The sequence below is a fragment of the Deltaproteobacteria bacterium genome (assembly GCA_018668695.1).
In the GTDB taxonomy this organism is placed as follows: Bacteria; Myxococcota; XYA12-FULL-58-9; order XYA12-FULL-58-9; family JABJBS01; genus JABJBS01.
On sequence record JABJBS010000120.1, the window covers coordinates 1 to 17,572 of the forward strand.

9 protein-coding genes are annotated in these 17,572 nt (G+C 50.3%); 2 read left to right on the plus strand and 7 right to left on the minus strand.

The window, feature by feature from the left end:
- Positions 1-3,004, minus strand: a 3,004-nt coding sequence (locus HOK28_06775; protein ID MBT6432777.1) for an AAA family ATPase, incomplete at its 3' end; no start/stop codon positions are given.
- A gap of 23 nt (positions 3,005-3,027) precedes the next feature.
- Positions 3,028-3,756: a sulfite exporter TauE/SafE family protein gene (locus HOK28_06780; protein MBT6432778.1), complete on the minus strand. Its 729-nt coding sequence runs from the start codon at positions 3,754-3,756 to the stop codon at positions 3,028-3,030.
- 170 nt (positions 3,757-3,926) lie between these two features.
- Between HOK28_06780 and HOK28_06785 the strand changes: the two genes are divergently transcribed.
- Entirely contained in the window at positions 3,927-5,957 is a 2,031-nt protein-coding gene (locus HOK28_06785) for a hypothetical protein (GenBank protein ID MBT6432779.1), read from the plus strand.
- Between the two features lies 1 nt (position 5,958).
- On the opposite strand, the gene HOK28_06790 is transcribed toward HOK28_06785, so the two are convergent.
- The 4 genes from HOK28_06790 to HOK28_06805 form a co-directional block, all read right to left on the minus strand.
- Positions 5,959-6,327 carry a PilZ domain-containing protein gene (locus tag HOK28_06790; GenBank protein MBT6432780.1) on the minus strand — a complete coding sequence of 123 codons (369 nt, stop codon included), beginning with the start codon at positions 6,325-6,327 and terminating at the stop codon, positions 5,959-5,961.
- Between the two features lie 103 nt (positions 6,328-6,430).
- Positions 6,431-10,318, minus strand: a complete 3,888-nt coding sequence (locus HOK28_06795) for a hypothetical protein (protein ID MBT6432781.1) — start codon at positions 10,316-10,318, stop codon at positions 6,431-6,433.
- A gap of 5 nt (positions 10,319-10,323) precedes the next feature.
- Positions 10,324-11,109, minus strand: coding sequence for a tetratricopeptide repeat protein (locus HOK28_06800; protein MBT6432782.1), 786 nt, complete (start codon positions 11,107-11,109; stop codon positions 10,324-10,326).
- A 7-nt stretch (positions 11,110-11,116) separates the two neighbouring features.
- The gene (locus HOK28_06805; protein ID MBT6432783.1) at positions 11,117-13,840 is read right to left on the minus strand and encodes a hypothetical protein; all 2,724 of its coding nucleotides are present in this window, start codon (positions 13,838-13,840) and stop codon (positions 11,117-11,119) included.
- A 679-nt stretch (positions 13,841-14,519) separates the two neighbouring features.
- Between HOK28_06805 and HOK28_06810 the strand changes: the two genes are divergently transcribed.
- Positions 14,520-15,794 (plus strand): response regulator, encoded by a 1,275-nt coding sequence (locus tag HOK28_06810; protein ID MBT6432784.1) that lies wholly within the window; start codon positions 14,520-14,522, stop codon positions 15,792-15,794.
- Here HOK28_06810 and HOK28_06815 read toward each other — a convergent pair.
- Positions 15,791-17,572: response regulator (locus HOK28_06815; protein ID MBT6432785.1), on the minus strand; the 1,782-nt coding region annotated here is incomplete at its 5' end. The two genes, HOK28_06810 and HOK28_06815, sit on opposite strands and share 4 nt — an antisense overlap.

Consider the following 17,572-nt stretch of genomic DNA (forward strand, 5'->3'; position numbering starts at 1 on the left):
CGGCGGCGCGCATCGCCTTTTCATTTTGTTCGCTCATATAACACATGGCAAGACGGCTGGCGGCACGGCTGGCTTCTGCTAGGATCGCTTCTTTCGTTTTACCGTGCCCCCTCGATGCAAGAGAGGTTTGGACAAAGTTTTGAAGACCACCGAGAGCATGAGATGTATTGGACGGCTTAAGGCCGAGTGAATCTAAGGCTGATAATGCGTGTTCTTGGCTTGTTGCTATATCGCCTTGGGCAAAGTGCGCATCGGCGAGTAAGCGGTGCAGCCGTAATGCTCGGGTTGGCGTAAGCTTGAATTCATTGTCAGCCTCACCCCTTTCAGCGACTAAAAGCCCTTGCGTGGCATGGCGGATAACATCTGAATGGTTAGAAGAACCCGCGGCATCGATGGATGCTTTTTCAAGATACTTGAGTGCTTTGCCGGGATGACCTGCTGCTTCCCAGTGGTGAGCGATGAGAGGTAGGTAGTTTTGAAACTCATTGCTTTTATGAGCTTCGTACCACTTGGCACTGGCCTTGTGGATCTGTCTACGTTTCTCAAAGAGCATATTCTCGTAAGCGACTTCGAGGATCGTTGATTGCTCGAAATGAAAAAGTGCCTGAACGCGTTCCGAATGGTGTTTGAGAAATCCTCGTGTCACCAGCTTTTCGAGCAGGAAACGCACCTGAGGCCGCTCTTTCGCAACAGGATAGATTTCCTTAATGATGTCCTGATGAAAAGAGTCTCCAAGGACACTGGCTACTTTGAGCAGGAGTTGTTCTCGAGGCGGAAGTTTATCTATCCGGGAATTGACGAAACCTTCGATTGTAGTGGGGAACGCGATGTGCTCCGTATCGGTGCCGGGCTTGATTTTGAGCTGGTCGCTGTCGACAACAAGAAGATTTTCTTCTTGAAGGGTTCGAACCATTTCGGTTGCCAGGTAGGGACTGCCCCCGCTTTTCTGACTGACGAGATCTGAAAGAGGGGTGGACACGGCTGCTTGCTGTGTGAGGCTTTTTATAAGCTCTGAAATTTCACCCTTAGACATTGGAGGTAAGTTGATGTCTTTGGCGTTTTTGAAGGTTGTGGATTCGCGACCGTTCTCAGTGATAGCGTTTTCGCGTAGCGAGATGATGAATAGGGTGGATTGGAGTCTCGGTGCCACAAGATCCAGTAGGGACCATGATTTGTCATCCATCCATTGGGCATCTTCGAAGGCCAGGAGAATCGATTTTTGACCCGCTTGATGCTCCAAAAGAGTAACGACGGCATCACTGAGTCTTTTTTGGCGTTCAGACTTAGAGAAAGTCTGACTGACCTCGGTCTCTGGGAATCCTATTTTGATAATATCGTTTAGGAGCGCCAATTGATGGGATCCTAAAGCACTGTCGCTGGCTAGGATTTCGAGTGTGGTCTTTAATTCTGTCGTATCACTGGCCTCTGGCGCTAATATTTTCCAAAGGAGATTTCGCCAAACAAGGTAGGGGGTTTTACTTTCAAGGCTGCTGGCATGACTGATAGCAAGAAGATTTGTAGGCGCTTTAAAATCGGCGGCCATGGCTTGAATCAGAGAGGTCTTTCCTTGGCCAGCTTCGCCCAGCACCGTATAGACGTGGCAAGCATTTGCGTCATTGATGTGTTTCCAGGCCTCTCTTAGGGCTCTGAACTCTCGGTGCCGTCCAATCATGGGGTGTGATTGGGTAACGGCTTCTTTCTGGGTAGGCGCTGCAGCTTTTAATTTTGGTCTCGCCACAGGAATGAGCGATGTTTTACCTTTGACTTGGATAGGCTCGAGTTCGTCGAATTCGAAAGCCTCTCCGCATTCCTTCTTGCTGTCTTGGTCAACGAGAATGCTACCCGCGGCTGCTTGCATGAGTCGCGCGGCAAGGTTTACTACGTCTCCAATTACAGTGTACTCGCGTCGCAAATCACTTCCAACGGGTCCGCAGAATGCTCGTCCTGTAGTTACACCGATCGAAGTGGTGACATCATGTGCACGTAAAGCCGTTTCGATGCCCATGGCAGCAGCGATGGCACGGTCGGCTTCTTTTTCGTGAGAAATAGGTGGGAGTCCGAAGACAGCTAAAAGAGAGACACCTTTTTCATCGACACTAAGCTTATTGATGGAGCCTTCCACGTTGAGAATTTCTTGTTGGACGAGGCCAACAATCTCGTGGACTTTTTCGAGTGGTGTTTTGGGTGTGAGCCCTTTGAGATTTCCAAAGAGAACGGTGACCCGTCGCAGTTCTCCGAGCCAACCGGCATGACCGGCGGCCAATCGTTGACGAACCGATGGTAGTACATACGAAACCAGACGCTTCTCGATGGCTCTTTGAAGTTTTGGTGAGGGGATGGGTTCTGGTTCCAGGATTTCGCAATCGCTCTTGAGCTTGATGTGCCCCTCTTTGCTTACGGTTTTCCCTTCGCCCAGTTTAGAGAGATAGCGCCACGCCTCAGGTGCAATGATGATGTCACCGGGCTCGGCAAAGCCTTCTGATGCAATGGCACGCTCAACAGCACTTCCTCGTCCCAGTGGAGCCCAGCTATCTTGGACACCGCCAAGATGCAGCATTTCGAATTTTCCAACCCCCACGCCGAGTTTGAAAGCCAATGATACGTCGAGGGCATCTTGGAGTTCGGGCTGTGCGTGTTGCATCTCAACGGCTGCGCTTAAAACGCGGTGCAAGATTTGAGTTGCAGAGCTACCGGCCAGGGGTCTCGGCCATATGGCTACAAAAGCATCACCAGCAAAGCTGACCACCTCTCCTTTATGGTCGTGTACAATTCTGATGAGGCGACCAAAATATCCATTGAGAAGACTGGTGAGTTTTTCGCTGCCTTCAGCCCCGAGTTTGGCCAAAGATTCGGCAAGAGGTGTAAAGCCGGAAATATCGAGAAAGAGACTGCCTGCGTCTGCGGTTGTCAGGACGGGAGCCGATAAAGGATTCGGCGCTTCTACGCATTGCCGAACAACGACTGCCGGAATGTAGCTCGCTAAGGTTGATAACTTCTCACCCACGGCTTTTTTATACCACGGTTAGCTTAGTGGATCATCTTCCAGATTAAGCGTAATGCTGCGATGCCGAGGGCTGCCTTAAAAAGCAGTGTAAAAATGCGTGGGTTGATTTTTTTCAGTACGCCGATTCCAAGCTTTGTACCCACCATAGCGGCGACGGTCATCCCTAAAATAAGCGGTAAGAAGGCTAGGTAATCGAATCCTAGACCAAAAAAGATGGGGAATTTTAGGAGGTGTCCGAGTGATTGGACCGTGGCCTTGGTGGCTACGATGTTCTCCTTCGTAAAATCGTCTCTTAGAAAAAATGGAGCAATAAAGGGGCCGGTTGCGCCCACCAAGGGTGATAGGAACCCGACCGCCGCTCCCACGCCGAGAAATCCCCACATCGGTATTTTCAGGGCCGGTAGTTTCTTGGGCTTAAAGAGGGCGTAGAGAATGAGGAGAATGATGAGGGCGAAAAATGGTGTTTTGCTCTCCACCTCTTTGAGGACGAAGAAGGCAGGCAGCCCGCCAAATGGTAACCCAAGTGCGAAATAGAAGACCGCGGGCCGCTTGATATGCTCGCGCAGGAGGTAAAACCTGGATGTGTTGCTCACCAGTTGAACCACGCCATGGACTGGTATGATGTGTACCAGGGGCATGAAGAGTGTCATGATGGAAAGCAAGACAATCCCACCGCCCATACCGATTGTTCCGGAAAGAACCGATGTGGCGATGGCGATAAATACGAGAAAGACCTGAACCAAAACACTCATGAGGATTTCTACTCTTTGAGACCAGGTCTTGTCGAGTTAGAGGCCGATTATGTTCAGAGGGTTTATACCGATGACATGAATATGTTGATTAAACTTTATGAATACTTGTCGTCTTATCTGAGAATGCCGCGCATCGAAGACGATGCAATTAATGAGAAGAGTGGAAAAACATGAACATAGATAAGTTTAAAAGTGGGTTTTGGCTGACCCTTTTACTCACAGCGATGGTGGGATGTGGGGAAGGAAGCTCAGATTCCAATGAACCGACTGCGCCAGATGAAGAGATTGTGGATGACCCCTCTGCAGTAGACGAATCAGATCCAGGCGGCACAGAGCCGGGCGACCCTACGGACTCAGATCCCTCTGATTCGGACCCCACAAGTCCTGATGCATCCGACCCGGACCCCTCTGATCCTGATCCCAGTGAACCCAACCTAGAAGGCAGCCTCTGTGCTCCCGAACCGGTTCGAGAAGACGGCATGGAGCTCGCAAAGCTATGGACGTTATTTAAGAGCGCGCGAGAAGAGGGATGTTACCTCGAGTCTTCTCTCGAAAATGTTGAGGGAAGTGAAGAGTGGACGGCGGCTCAAGCACCAAGTCCGGCCGACACAGAATGGAATTGTGACGGCGAGAACCGTTGTCGGCAATACAAAGGCGTGCTGATTCTTGGATGGCAAATTGAGCAAGAGGATTTCGGTTGGTATTTCAATCCGGATTTGGCCCTTGGGAATTTAAGGGTGTGGGAAGTTGATAACGACGGCAAAAGTGAATGGGATGTTGAAGTGGATTATATCCGTAATGGCTCAACCGCCACTTCCCGGATTGAACGCACCTACGACTCCACAGGTAATATCCTCCTCGAACGAACGTACTTTCAGGTAACTCTTCGGCAAGAAGTGGTGAATACCTACGCAGAAGGTCGCCTTATCGCTCAGCAAACCGTGGAGCATGTTGGAAACGGGAACTCCGCAACGCGGACAAGAACCTGGAGTTACGATGCTGATGGGCGGATGGTTGAGTCAACTTACCAGCGTGCAGGCCAAGCTCTTTACGCAGCTGCATTCGAATACGGCGAAGAAGGCCAGGTGGTCGGTACAGAGCGTTCTAAAGATGGGCTGCGTTTCTTAGCCCAGTCGTGGAATTTTGAAGATGGTCGTTTGGTAAGCCGAAGCTCTGCGATGGAAGGTGAGGTGTATTATGAAGGCGCCGACTCATTTCTGCCTCAGATCCGCGACGGTTACAGCTCACACTGGGATGATGCGAGTATGAGAAAAGGCCGAGGGGGCTGTGATCTGGTTCCTACGTCTTTATGGCACGGGTATCCAGAGAGTGACGAGGTTTATGTCCTGGGTTGGAAGCGTGAAGAAGTTCCCAGCAGCATTGGTTTTGGTTATGGATACGACGGTTTCGGTTTTAGCTACGGAGACTATTCGTGGATGGGACACGGCGGCATTGCAACAAGCTATGAGTCGGCTCAAATGATGGAAGCAACTCAAGTTGCAACAACCATCATCTACAATGCCCAAGGTAAAATGATTGAAGAGACGGTCGAGTCAGAGGCGGTTTGGGGTGAGGCAATATCCTCGGCAGTGGTTACCCGTAGACGGGCCTTCGAAGACGACTTGATGACTGAAGATTCGGTCACTGCTGAATCGAATTCGGGTGACATGGTTCAGTTTGAAAATCAGCGCTTAAGCTTTGTCTACGATGAAAGTAAGATGCTGATTGAGCGCTCTGCCGAAGACGCTGGCGTGACGACCAACCAGACGACCTGGACCTATGATACCGAGGGCCGCGTTAACGAGCATGCCATTTATGGACTGTTTTGGAACTCAGAGGATACCGGGGATGAGGGTCTGCCTTTGACGGGTTTGTTTCGAGATACTTACTCGGTTGATGGTCATATGCGGGAGCGACTGCGTGAAAAGATGAATATCGCAGATGAGAGTTGGATCACTCAGCGCTTAACCCGGGTGACCCAATTAGAGCTGGGTGACATTGAAGAGGATGATTATTCCTATCGAGTGCGTGGCATCGGCGGCGTGTTAACCGAGGTCGGCAATGGGTCGTTTGCAGACCCAAGCCTATTCCTTCGTCTCAAGCGAGATTCATCGAATATCGTTGAAGAGTCCGGTCGCTTGGGCAGTGGTGGAATGGGCGCGGTCTTTCGCCGCTATACACACTCTTGTTTAAACCAGTGATTTAGCTACGGATAAGAACACCGTGTTCGTTAAGAAAAGAACGAACAAGTTGGGTGGCGTCGTGGCCAATGTTTTGCCAATGGAAAGCGAGCCCCGGTGTTCTGTCCCAGTGCTGCTCTAAGTCGTATTCGTTGACCCGAACCACTTTTGCTTCAATGCCGATAGGCAGGGGAGTTTCCGATTCGCTGCTGTGGTCACTGCTAAACATCACCGAGACATTGGTGCCAGGGCTTAGTTGATGTGCCGTTTCAGCGAAGAGGCCGGTTTCTGAAGCGTCCAATACGGGCGCCGTCCAAAAACTATCTCCGGTGTCATAGATGACGGTTAACTTGGTGATCTGGTAGCGTGGTGCGCCTATTTGTTCTGCCATGAATCCTGCTCCATGTTTACGGCTTACTGGGTTACTTTGAGCGTATCGCTCTCTTGAACGTTGTTTAGACACTTCAAGATGCGGTGTTGTTATTGATATTGCACTACTCACAGTCGGCAGTTCCTGATTCTCGACCTCCTACATCAGGCGCGTTGCCGTTGTAGAGACCGGGTTGTGAGCTATTAAGATCATGGATAGTCGTTAAGGACTGGTCCACTAAGTTACTTTCTCCTAAACAATAGAAACGTGAATCTTCAATTTGGGTAGTTTGATATTTGGGATCGTAGGAGAATTCGAAGAATTCGTCGGGGAGGCAGTTGCAGTTGAAACAGCTGTAGCTGCTGCAATCGCTCGCATTATTAAAACTGTTGTTTCCACCGGCGACCGACATATTAGAAGCATCATTGTTGGTAAACGAGCAGTACTCATGGCTTGTCCATTCGACTCCAGACGGTGCGGCGATGGCCGACCAGCCACTTTCTGTGATGGAGTTATTGGTTGCGCAGATATCTTCTGATGGACGGTTTCCGTTGCCCATAAATGCAAGACCAACGAGGTTCTCGCCCATGGTGTTATGGACGATGTAGGCGCCGCGAGCCCTGCGAAGCACCAATCCTATGCCCTCGTTCTGAGCAATCACATTACCGACGATGAGCGTATTACGTGCATCTTGAATATAAATCCCGCCTCGGCTTTCAGACCAACTTTCACTGCCACCGCGTACAACGTTGTTGCGAATGATGTTGTCGTAGCTACCGCCGCCGGTCACTGCGATGCCGCGGTCTTCAAAACCACTAACGGTTGAATCTTGAACGAGGTTGTTGTCGCCCTCCACAATGATTGCGCGCTCAGGCTCGAAACCCGGCTCTCCCGTGATGGTGATATTTAGGGCTTGGTTATCATCCGACTCAAGTTCGATCACGCGGTCCGCGTTGTTGGTGACGATGATATTCAAATCGGAAAATGTGTGCCCATCGGATTCGGTTTCGAAGAGCTTATTAGCGCTTAAGGTAATGGTCGTTCCTTCTGCCTGAGTGAAGCTCATCGTTCCTTCTGAATTAATGGAAGGTAGATTTTCGTCAACGACGAGATCCCCGATGATAACGTGCGTATCGCCAGGTCCGGCGCGGTTGATGGTATCAATGAGGTCGTCAAGTGTCGTTGGAATAGAGCAGCTTGATTCCGGGTTGGCTGGGTCGGAGCCGCAATGAATTTCCATGCAGTCAATCATGCTAACGTCCTCATAGTCACCATCGGTGTTGGTCACACAATCTGCGTTGCAGGAGAATATATTCGGCATGCAATCGTACGTGCCGCAGTAGCCGTCTCCGTCAGCGTCGGTACAATCTGCATTACAGTATGGGTTGCTTTCATCGCAATCGGCGTCCCCGCAAAATCCGTCATTATCTTGATCCCAGCATGTGTCGCCATCATCACAGATACCGTCGTTGTCTCCATCAGGACCGTCTTGCATCGGATTAAAGAGGCCGCCGGAACAATCGTTGCAGCTATCGTCGTCGGTATCGGCGCATTCAAGATTATTAAAATCATCACTGTCCGTTACGCTTGTGATGCAGCCAGTATTGTTTCCTGAACCGTTGCCTAATCCGTCGCCATCAACATCGGTACATGTATCGCCTTGATCGCAAATGCCATCATGGTCTCCATCAGGCCCGTCGCTCCAGATTGAATAGGTACCGTTTGTACAGTCGTCACAGGAATCACCATCTACGTCATTGCAGGCATAAATGTTGTTATCGTTGAGATCTGTGATGGGGTAATCACAACCACTGTTTCCTAGAGTTCCAATGCCGATACCATCGCCGTCCGCATCGGTGCATGTATCGCCGAGGTCGCATATGCCATCACTGTCTCGATCCAAGCCATCGTTGTTTAGATTGAAGCTGCCTTGGCTGCAATCATCGCAATTATCGTTATCGAGATCGGCGCAGCTGCTTGAGTTGGAATCGTTGAAGTCGGTCTGTGGCCAATCACACGAATTGTTGCCGTTGACCCCAGTGCCTAATCCATCTCCATCGGCATCAACACAGGTGTCATTATCGTCGCATACCCCATCGTTGTCGGCATCAGGGCCGTCGTTTGTTGGGCTAAATTCACCGTATCGGCAGTCGTCACATCCATCTGTGTCGAGATCAACACAACGATTTGCATCCAGGTCCGCTACATCTGTAAGCGTTTGCTCACATTCCAGGTTACCTCCTGAGCCGTTGCCAAAGCCGTCTTGGTCAACATCAACGCAAAAGTCTCCAAGGTCGCAAATCCCATCTGTGTCGAGGTCTTGGCCATCGTTACCGGGAGCGTAAAAACCATTTATGCAGTCATCACAGGTATCGGAGTCAGAGTCAGAGCAGACCCGTGAGTTGTTATCATCTGAGTCGACGTAATCTGCCGCGCAGCCTACATTGCCGAGGGTACCTGTACCGAGGCCGTCGCTGTCGAAATCTGTACAGGTATCAGTCAGGTTACATACTCCGTCTAAGTCTTCATCGAGGCCATCTTGGGCCGGGTTCCATGAACCTTCACTGCAGTCATCACACGTGTCGCCGTCAGTATCGATGCAGCTCAATAGGCTGTTGTCGTTTAGATCGGTCTCTGGTCTCAAGCAGCCGCTATTGCCGAGAGTGCCCGTTCCAAATCCATCACCATCAGCGTCGGTGCAGGTGTCACCAAAGTCACAGATAGAATCGCCATCGCTGTCCGTACCATCGTCGAGGATGTTGAACGTTCCCGAAGAGCAATCGTCGCAGCCGTCTCCATCTGAGTCATTACACTGGTAGCGGTCTGTGTCGTTGCTATCGCTAAGGGGAGAGGGGCAGCCAGATTGGTCTAAGTTACCATCACCGAGGCCATCGCCATCGACATCTGTGCATGTGTCACCCGCGTCGCAAATACCGTCTGCATCCAAATCGGAGCCGTCGTTGCTGGGAGCGAATATTCCGGTGCTGCAGTCGTTGCAAGTATCGCCGTCGAGGTCGATACAAACTGTAGAGTTGTTATCATCTGAGTCAAATTGGTCAGTGAGACAATCAGCGGTACTCAGCCCTTCTATGCCTACGCCGTCCCCATCGAAGTCCGTACACGTGTCTCCACTGTCACATCGGCCGTCTTCGTCTTGATCCGAACCATCTTCGCCTGGTGCCCAGGTTCCACCGCTGCAGTCATCACATCCATCGCTATCGATATCTGCGCAGATATTGGGGTTCTGATCGTTAAGATCTGTTTCTTGATGCTCACAAGATTGATTTTCAAGAGTGCCTGTCCCAAAACCGTCTTCATCTGCATCGGTACAGCTATCGCCGCCATCGCAAATACCATCTTTGTCTCCATCTGGACCATCTCGCGTTGGGTCGTAATTACCACGGGTACAGTCGTCGCAACTGTCACCGTCGGTATCGGCACAAATTTGATGATTGGTATCGTCCCGGTCAGTGCCAGTGTATTCACAGCCCGAGGTGCTAAATCCCACGCCGCCAAACCCATCGCCATCAAGGTCGACACAATCGTCGTCAGCATCGCAGATGCCGTCAGCGTCTAGGTCGGTTCCAACGGTTAACTCACCATCGTCGTCATTGGTCACACAAAGTGTTTCGGCATTGAGTTGCACCTGAACATCAACCAGTTGTTCGGCCTTGAGAACGGTCTCCGCAAACCCTGCAGCAACTGGAGCGCCGCCGGAATAACCAAGGATGGTAATGCGAAGAGGAGATTCACCCATGCTACTTGGAACCAAGATGGTGAAGGTTTGCTGGGAACCTTCAATTTCTTGTGCCTCCTCCGGAAGGAGGGCTGGTTCGAAAGCTGGGTTACCGTTGATGGTTTGACCCATCACCTGAAGTTGGTCGAGGGCGAGTTCTGTTTCGAAGGTAACTGTTACATTGAGCCCAGTTACATTTTCTTGAACAACGTATTGAATTGAGTCGCAACCCAAGAGCAGCAAAGGCGTGAGGGCGCCGAGCAGTAAATTTCTCATATGTTCTATCTCCGGTCGATGGTTCCAAGAGTTCCTGAAGGTGCAACCATTTGTTGCGTGGGGCCGCTTTGAGTCAGAACAACAGCTGAGATGCTTGCGGCAACTACAGATGTGGCAATACTCCAAAACCACCATGACTCATAAATAGAGTCGGGTTGCTCAACCATGGTTTTCACCAAGTCCGATGAAGGGGTGAGCGCACTAAGTGCAGGATCTTGAATAGGGACAACGAGGGGAGCCAAAGGCAGCTCATCAACAGGCGATGCCTGAATAACTTTAATCGTGGGACCTTGTGGCTGTTTCGCAACCTTCGCGTTCGCAAGGGTTGGCTTTACTTGAGTTGTTGATTTTTTGGCCACGGCAGGCTTGGTCTTTACGGGAGCTGCCTTCTGAGGAGGCTTACTCGCAATGACTTTCTTCGCAGCTACAACATTAGCTGCTGTGGCAGTACGTATTAGGTCTTCAACTTTATCCCGGTTACGGGCCTTTGGACTTTCTCTGAGGTACTGGTTGTAACGCTTGAGTGCCATATCGAACTGCTTCAGCTCCATATGACATTGGCCCATATTGAACAAAAAGCCAGAAAGCTCCTTGTAACTGTAGGCCGCCTCAAACTGCTCCAACGCTTTTCCGTGTTCACCATTGGCGTAGTGAACTTGGCCTTGTTTAAAATGCTTCTTGGCACGAGCGACATTAACGTCGGCAGCCAGAGCCATATCCGCGTGGGTGCCAACCAAGGCAACGGCCACGAGCATAGCGATGAATTGCGCAAACTTATTTTTGGATTTCACGTTTGAATCAACCTTCTTCTTGGGCGAAAGGATCTACAAGGTCCTCATGGGTATTGGCGTCAGCGGCCGGGGCTGGCGTGACGGTTGCTTTTGGCTTGGGTGAAGCTGCGGGCTTTGCTTCAGCCTTTTTGGCCTGAACTTTTAGCGTGGCTAGAACGCGGCTCGAGGTTTTTGGGTTCCACGACTGCGAAACTGAACCGTAGCCAGGCAGGCTGAACTCATATGCTTCCGGCGACGCATTACTCGGGAGCTGCAAAGTAAATGGTGTTACGCCAACAACTTTTTTATCTGCCACACGGCGTACTCTAGCTCCCACAGGGTTGGATTGAAATTCAACCAGGAGGGGTGCTGGAGGTGGGCTTGGTGGTTTAATGGTGTTCATAGCAGGAGCTACCGGGGCGGCTTTGGTTACTGTTTCCTTTTTGGGTGGAACAGGAGCCGCAAGCCGAGCTATTTTTTGTTTGATAGCTTTGGATGTTTTAGCCGCCTTTGCTTTTTTGGGAGCTCTCTTTTTCCGAGGCTGAAGGCTGGAAGTCTCCACTCGGCTCTTTTTTTCTGCTTTCATGGCCGCGGGAGCAGCTTGCGCTTGAGGTTTGTCCTGAGATGACTGCTCTTGAACGCTTACCGGGTTAAGCCCTGTTGTTAAGTTGTCTAGAGCCTCATCCCAACGCATCTGAGTGCCGTAGGCGATGGCTGCAACTGCAACACAGGCGCCTAAAATGGATCCGATAATCTTACGCTTACGGGCTGAGCTTTTTCGTTTCCATTGAAGGATTTCGAAGTCATCATCGTCGTCATTGCCGTCGAATAATGGCTCTTCGTTTACGGGTGCAGCTACAGGTTCTGCTCGCTTTTGAGACGGGCGTTGCTTTGTGATCCACTGGAGTGTTTTGGCGATATCATCGGCATTTTTTGGTTTTTCTTGTTCGCCGGGCGCGAGACAAATTTCGATGACACGGGTCAGTTCAGAAGGCTTATCATCAAAAGGAGCAAAGATGGGCTCCAAGATGGCTCCAAGACTCTGCAGGTCGTCATTGACGGTGAGTTCAGAGGTTTCACTGTGCAGTTCGTAAGCACCAAAATCGAGAATACTTACCCGGCGCTTTCCTTGGGAGTTAGCCAAGAGATACACGTTATCCATGTTGAGTTGACCATGAATGATTTCATTCTCATGGGCTTTGGCAATGGCTTTACCGAGTTGGCTGGCTATTTCCAAAGACACATCCAGGCTCTTGGGACGGTAGCTGGAAAGAGTTGCGCCGTTGAGAGCATCCATCGTGTAAAATGATGGAGCATCAAGTTCATGAACTGTTTCTCGAATATTGATCAGGCCGGGGTGAGCCAGCGCGCTCGCTTTTTCAAGAATCTCAAAGAACTTTGCAACGCGCTTGGGTTCCTCACAGGTTTTTTCGTTTAAGATTTTCAGTGCAACTCGCTCACCGGTGGTTGTGTGTTTGGCAAGAAACACATCTCCTTGTGAACCCGTACCGAGATACTTAAGAATGCTGTATTGGCGAAGCGTTTGTCCTTCCCAGTCTTTAGCCGGGCGGTGCAGGGAAGTTTGTGGTGCGGAGTCTTCAGCTGCTTTTACTTCTTCAGCTGCTTTTACTTCTTCAGCTGCTTTTGCTTCTTCAGCTGCTTTTACTTTTTCAGCTGCTTTTACTTCTTCAGCTGCTTTTACTTCTTCAGCTGCTTTTACTTCTTCAGCTGCTTTTGCTTCTTCAGCTGCTTTTGCTTCTTCAGCTGCTTTTGTTTCTTCAGCTGCTTTTGTTTCTTCAGCTGCTTTTGTTTCTTCAGCTGCTTTTGTTTCTTCAGCTGCTTTTGTTTCTTCAGCTGCTTTTGCTTCTTCAGCTGCTTTTGCTTCTTCAGGCTCACTGACCTTAAGAGGTTGAACTCCGCTGTCTTCTACAGCAGCGAGTGCTTGTTCTGCTGCTTGCTTGGCTTCTCGCTCGGCAATTGCTTTCTCGAGTGCTGCTTGTTGAAGAACCTGAGTGGTTTGGCATTCGTGAGCTACTTTTTCACGTGCAGCTTCTTCAGCTTGCTTTGCTTTTTCTTCGGCCTCTTGCGCCTTTTGGGCTTCTTGCTGCACCGCAAGAACCATTTCTTCGGCTTTGCGAGCCATCTCGGCGGCGGCCTTTGCTGCTTCGACTGCTTGCTCTTCGGCCGCTTTGGCAGCGGCGGCTGCTTCGACCGCTTCTTGTGCGCGCTCTTTTGCTTCTTTGGCAGCAAGTTCTTCAGTCAGTTTGGCTTTTTCGGCTTCTTCGGCTTCTTGCTTGGCCTGTAGCTCTGCCTCCTTAGCTACGGCAACTTCAGCTTCCAGCTCCTGGCGTTCTTGCTCGACCCGTCTTGCTTCTTCGAGTCTTTCTTCAGCTTGTGCTCTAGCTTCTTCGAGCATCGCTTGTGCGGCAGCTGCTTTTTCTTCAGCACGTGCTCTAGCTCTCTTGGCGGCTTCCTGAGCAGCTCGGTCCGCTTGCTCTGCCGCTCGCATGGCTTCTTCGGCGGCTAAGCGCGCATTGTTTGCTTGCTCTTTTGCTCGCAATACTTCGGGATCACTCTCTATCTCTTGGGAGGTATCGGAGTCGGAGGCTGTATCCTGCGGGTCGACATGGTCAGAGTTGGTTGCGGGTTCTTGACCTGATTGGGCGTCAGGGCCGGCTAGTTTACTGCCGTCAAACCAACAAAAAGTAGCTTCCTGAGGAAACTTGGCATCGCACAGGGGGCACTCCTGCATACGGTTCTCCTATGGGCGTGTCCTATTTTCATAAGACAGTCGTACCGTTTCCCGCGCATAGAGCGCAGAGAGGTAGGTTTTTTTTATGCGTTACTTGGGAGGGTAACTTCGCATGTACGGTGGTACCTTAGCACCGAGATCGCGTGTAGCAATAGTGAGAAATACTTTTTTCGTTCGCGATGCTCGATCCCTCGATACTTGTAAAATTAAATAGGAAAATATGTCTATACAAAGGTCTTGAGACCCTTCGTAGCGTGGTTATTACATCGAAATAGATCGTCCTTAGGGTGGTAGGATTTTGTCCTACATGTCGGTGCCGCGGCGCGTCTAAGCAAGGTTCTTTGTCATTTTGAGAAACATGCTTATGGATAGGATTGGAGAAGTTAGGTGGCATGACGGTTCTACTCAAAGGCTATTGGTGGCGAAAGGGTATGAAAAACACCGCCGGTGGTTCGAAGGGAAGCTGAAGCGAATGGCCCAGTAGTCGACCCAGAACCTCAAGCCATCGGCGATGTTTCTCGTGAGGCTGAGTGATGAATGTCACCGGCCTCAATCATAGAACGGTTGGGCTCCTCAGAAGTTACGGAAAAAGTTTAGTCGCCTTGATTTTGTTTGCGGCTCAACGTCTTTTTTCGGGAGCCAGTGGCTTCGATAATTAGTCGGCTAAGGACTGCCGGCTTTGCCTTGGAGAGATAAGGTTGATAGCTTTTCCCCTATGGGTACAAGCGGGGCAGTATTTCGTCGAGTCTTATGTGTTGACGATAGTAAGCATATTCGCGGGGTCATCGAGAAGTTGATGCCGGACGGTTTCGAGTTCTATGGGGCGGCCGATGGAGTTGAAGCTCTCGAGTATATAGCTTCCTGTAAGTTTGACTTGATCATCCTCGATATTGATATGCCACGGCTTAATGGAATCGAATTGCTAAGAGCGGCGAGAAGCCGCGAGGTCGAAACACCGGTCATTCTATATACCGGGGAGTCACGGTCTCGAAAAATTAAAGAATTTATGAAGCTTGGCATCGACGATTTTATATTAAAGCCCTGCGCAGCAGACTTTTTACGCGAGAAAATTATCTTCGTGGCAACGCAGAGAGCAATTCAAGTCGACGAGGCACCGCCGCCTGAGGTTTTACCTGCGCCCACTCAAATTGTTCCGCCTCAAGTATTAGGTGGAGACACTCCCGATGGACCACCTGTGTCCGCGCCTCCTCCTGTTTTAGCGGCGCCTGCGGTGGTGGCAGATGCGGGGCCTGGTTTCTCTGCTTTGTTTGTGGTGCAACAGGTTCGTTACCCCTCTCGTATCTTCGATGTAAGTAAGCCTTCGATTGTGATGGGACGAGGTGCTTCGGTTGACCTGAAATTGCCGCACCAATCCGTAAGTCGCCAGCACGCAAAGCTCGAATATAAAAAGGGCGACTTTGTGCTGACCGATTTAGGTAGCGCCAATGGAACCTTGATTAAGGAAAAGCCGATCAAGGAATATAAGCTTCAGCCAAACGATGTCATTCATATTGGTGATTTCTTCCTGGTTTTCAAAACAGAGCAAACTAAAGGTTCTCTGTCTTGGATGGAGAATTACGACGTATCGGATAAGGAAGCGGAGCAGGTTGAGGGTGGGACGAGGATGCTTAGCCCCGAAGCTTTGCAAGATGCGATGCAACACGTCTCGTTACGTAACAGTACTGTTCTGATTCGTGGTGATGATGAAAGCTGCAGTTATGCATTAGGTGAAATGCTCTACACTTTTGGAGCAGGTGGTATCCCTTGTGAGGGATTTCAAGGACCGGCCGATGTCCATATCTTTTGGGATGGAGGTGCCCACCGTGTGAAGCGGGTTTCAGGGCAATCGGAAGTTGTGTGGGTTAATGGCGAAATGGCTCGTGAAAAGGTGCTGGAACTCGGTGACGAGATACGTGTAGGAACGACCTCATTCTTCTACAAAATTTCCGGTTAAGCTTCGGACTCGCGAGGTAGCCAGATTCTAAAAACGGCTCCGGCATTATCATTTTGAATCAACTCTAACTTACCCTGATGCTCATCGATGATACGTTGGCTGAGCATCAAGCCCAGTCCTGTTCCCATACCAGCCTCTTTTGTGGTTACGAATGCATCAAAGATTTTCTCAGCAATTTCAGGTGACACTCCCGTACCGTTATCTTCTACTTGAGCAAGTAAACCGGGCTTGCCGCCCAAGGTCTGCTCACTGAGGCTGATGCTAATCGCTCCACGGAATCGTTCTCCGTTTGCTCTGGCCAGATCACCGCGTGATGCAAGAGCGTCACCAGCATTTGAGAAGAGATTTACGAAGACTTGTCCAATCTGGCTTCGAATACAGGTTAGAGTCGGTAGCTCCGGAGCCTCAACGGTCACGTGATAACGGCTTAGTTTACCGCGTACGATGAGTAGGCTTTCTTCTATGACTTGTTGCAGATCAACTTCGGTTGTTCTTTCTTCTTCATGGCGTGATTGTGTTCGAAGAGCTCCGCTGAGGTTTTCTAAGCGTTCGCCGGCAATCCGAATGTGTCCCAAGTTTTCTCTGAGTTCATCCACGTGTTCGGTAAGCCCCGTTTGTTCACTGATTTTTTCGGGTCGTGATTGAAAGAGGGAGAGGATGGACGATTCTAGGCGATCGGTGTGGTCGGTAAGTTCATCGCCAGCAAGCTTAACCAGTGAAACAGGGTTGGCTATTTCATGCCCTATAGACGCTATGAGTTGTCCGAGAGAGGCCATCTTCTCCGCTTGTTTGAGAAGGTTGCTGGAGTGTCTTATTTCACGCGCAGTTGTTTCTTCAAGCTCTTGGTAGGCCTTGCGCAGCTGCTTTTCGTTTTCTTTAAGTGCAAGCAAGTTTCGAACGGTAGCCAGCAGTTCAATGTCTTGAAATGGTTTTCCAATAAATGAGTCTGCGCCCACTTCGCTGCTCTCAACTTTGCTATCAGTATCAGAACGTGCAGTGAGCATGATTATTGGAGTACCGCTTAGGCCAGGATCACTGCGCCATGCTTTGACCAGTGCAGGCCCATCCATGACGGGCATCATCCAATCGGTAATCATCAAATCAGGTTGGTGGGCTTTAGCTGACTCTAGAGCATTTTCTCCATCGGTCGCTTGAAGCACCTGGTATCCACTGCGAGTAAGTTGAGAGGCAATGAGGCTTCTCATGTCTTTGAGGTCATCGACCACAAGAATGGTTGCCCCAGCGCCTTGGGGGGCCGTAATTTCTGGGCTGATTTGGTTCAGAGAATACTCACCCGAAAGATCCATATTGATAGGTGTAGCTTCGGCTGACTCTATTGGTCGGCGTGTGGTTTTGGGAAGATCTAAGTAGAAGGTGCTTCCTTTACCCAGCGTGCTGGTAACGCCAACCTGACCAGACATGCCTTCAGCTAGCTCTTTTGCGAGAGCAAGGCCAATTCCCGTTCCCTGAGCGCCGGCGGTGGATCCAACCTGGGCAAAAAGCTTGAAGAGCTTAGCTTGGTCATTTTCGGCAATGCCGGGCCCATTGTCTTGTACAAAAATACGAGCCGAGTTCTCGGTTTGCGATAGTCCCAGGGTGATTGCACCACCATCAGGCGTAAACTTCAGAGCATTGGCTAAGAAGTTGAAACAAATTTTTTCGAGCCCGTCGAATTCGATGTCGGCACATACCGTTGGTGCGCCGGGAGGCAGCTCGATCTTGAAATGGATATTGCGAACTTTGCAGCTGGTCTCTACGTAGCTCTGGCAGTTTTGGAG

Excerpts from the sequence above, each read along its gene's own strand:
- HOK28_06780 (MBT6432778.1), bottom strand. The coding sequence starts at position 3,756 with ATGAGTGTTTTGGTTCAGGTCTTTCTCGTATTTATCGCCATCGCCACA.
- HOK28_06795 (MBT6432781.1), bottom strand. The coding sequence starts at position 10,318 with ATGAGAAATTTACTGCTCGGCGCCCTCACGCCTTTGCTGCTCTTGGGT.
- HOK28_06790 (MBT6432780.1), bottom strand. The coding sequence starts at position 6,327 with ATGGCAGAACAAATAGGCGCACCACGCTACCAGATCACCAAGTTAACC.
- HOK28_06785 (MBT6432779.1), top strand. The coding sequence starts at position 3,927 with ATGAACATAGATAAGTTTAAAAGTGGGTTTTGGCTGACCCTTTTACTC.
- HOK28_06805 (MBT6432783.1), bottom strand. The coding sequence starts at position 13,840 with ATGCAGGAGTGCCCCCTGTGCGATGCCAAGTTTCCTCAGGAAGCTACT.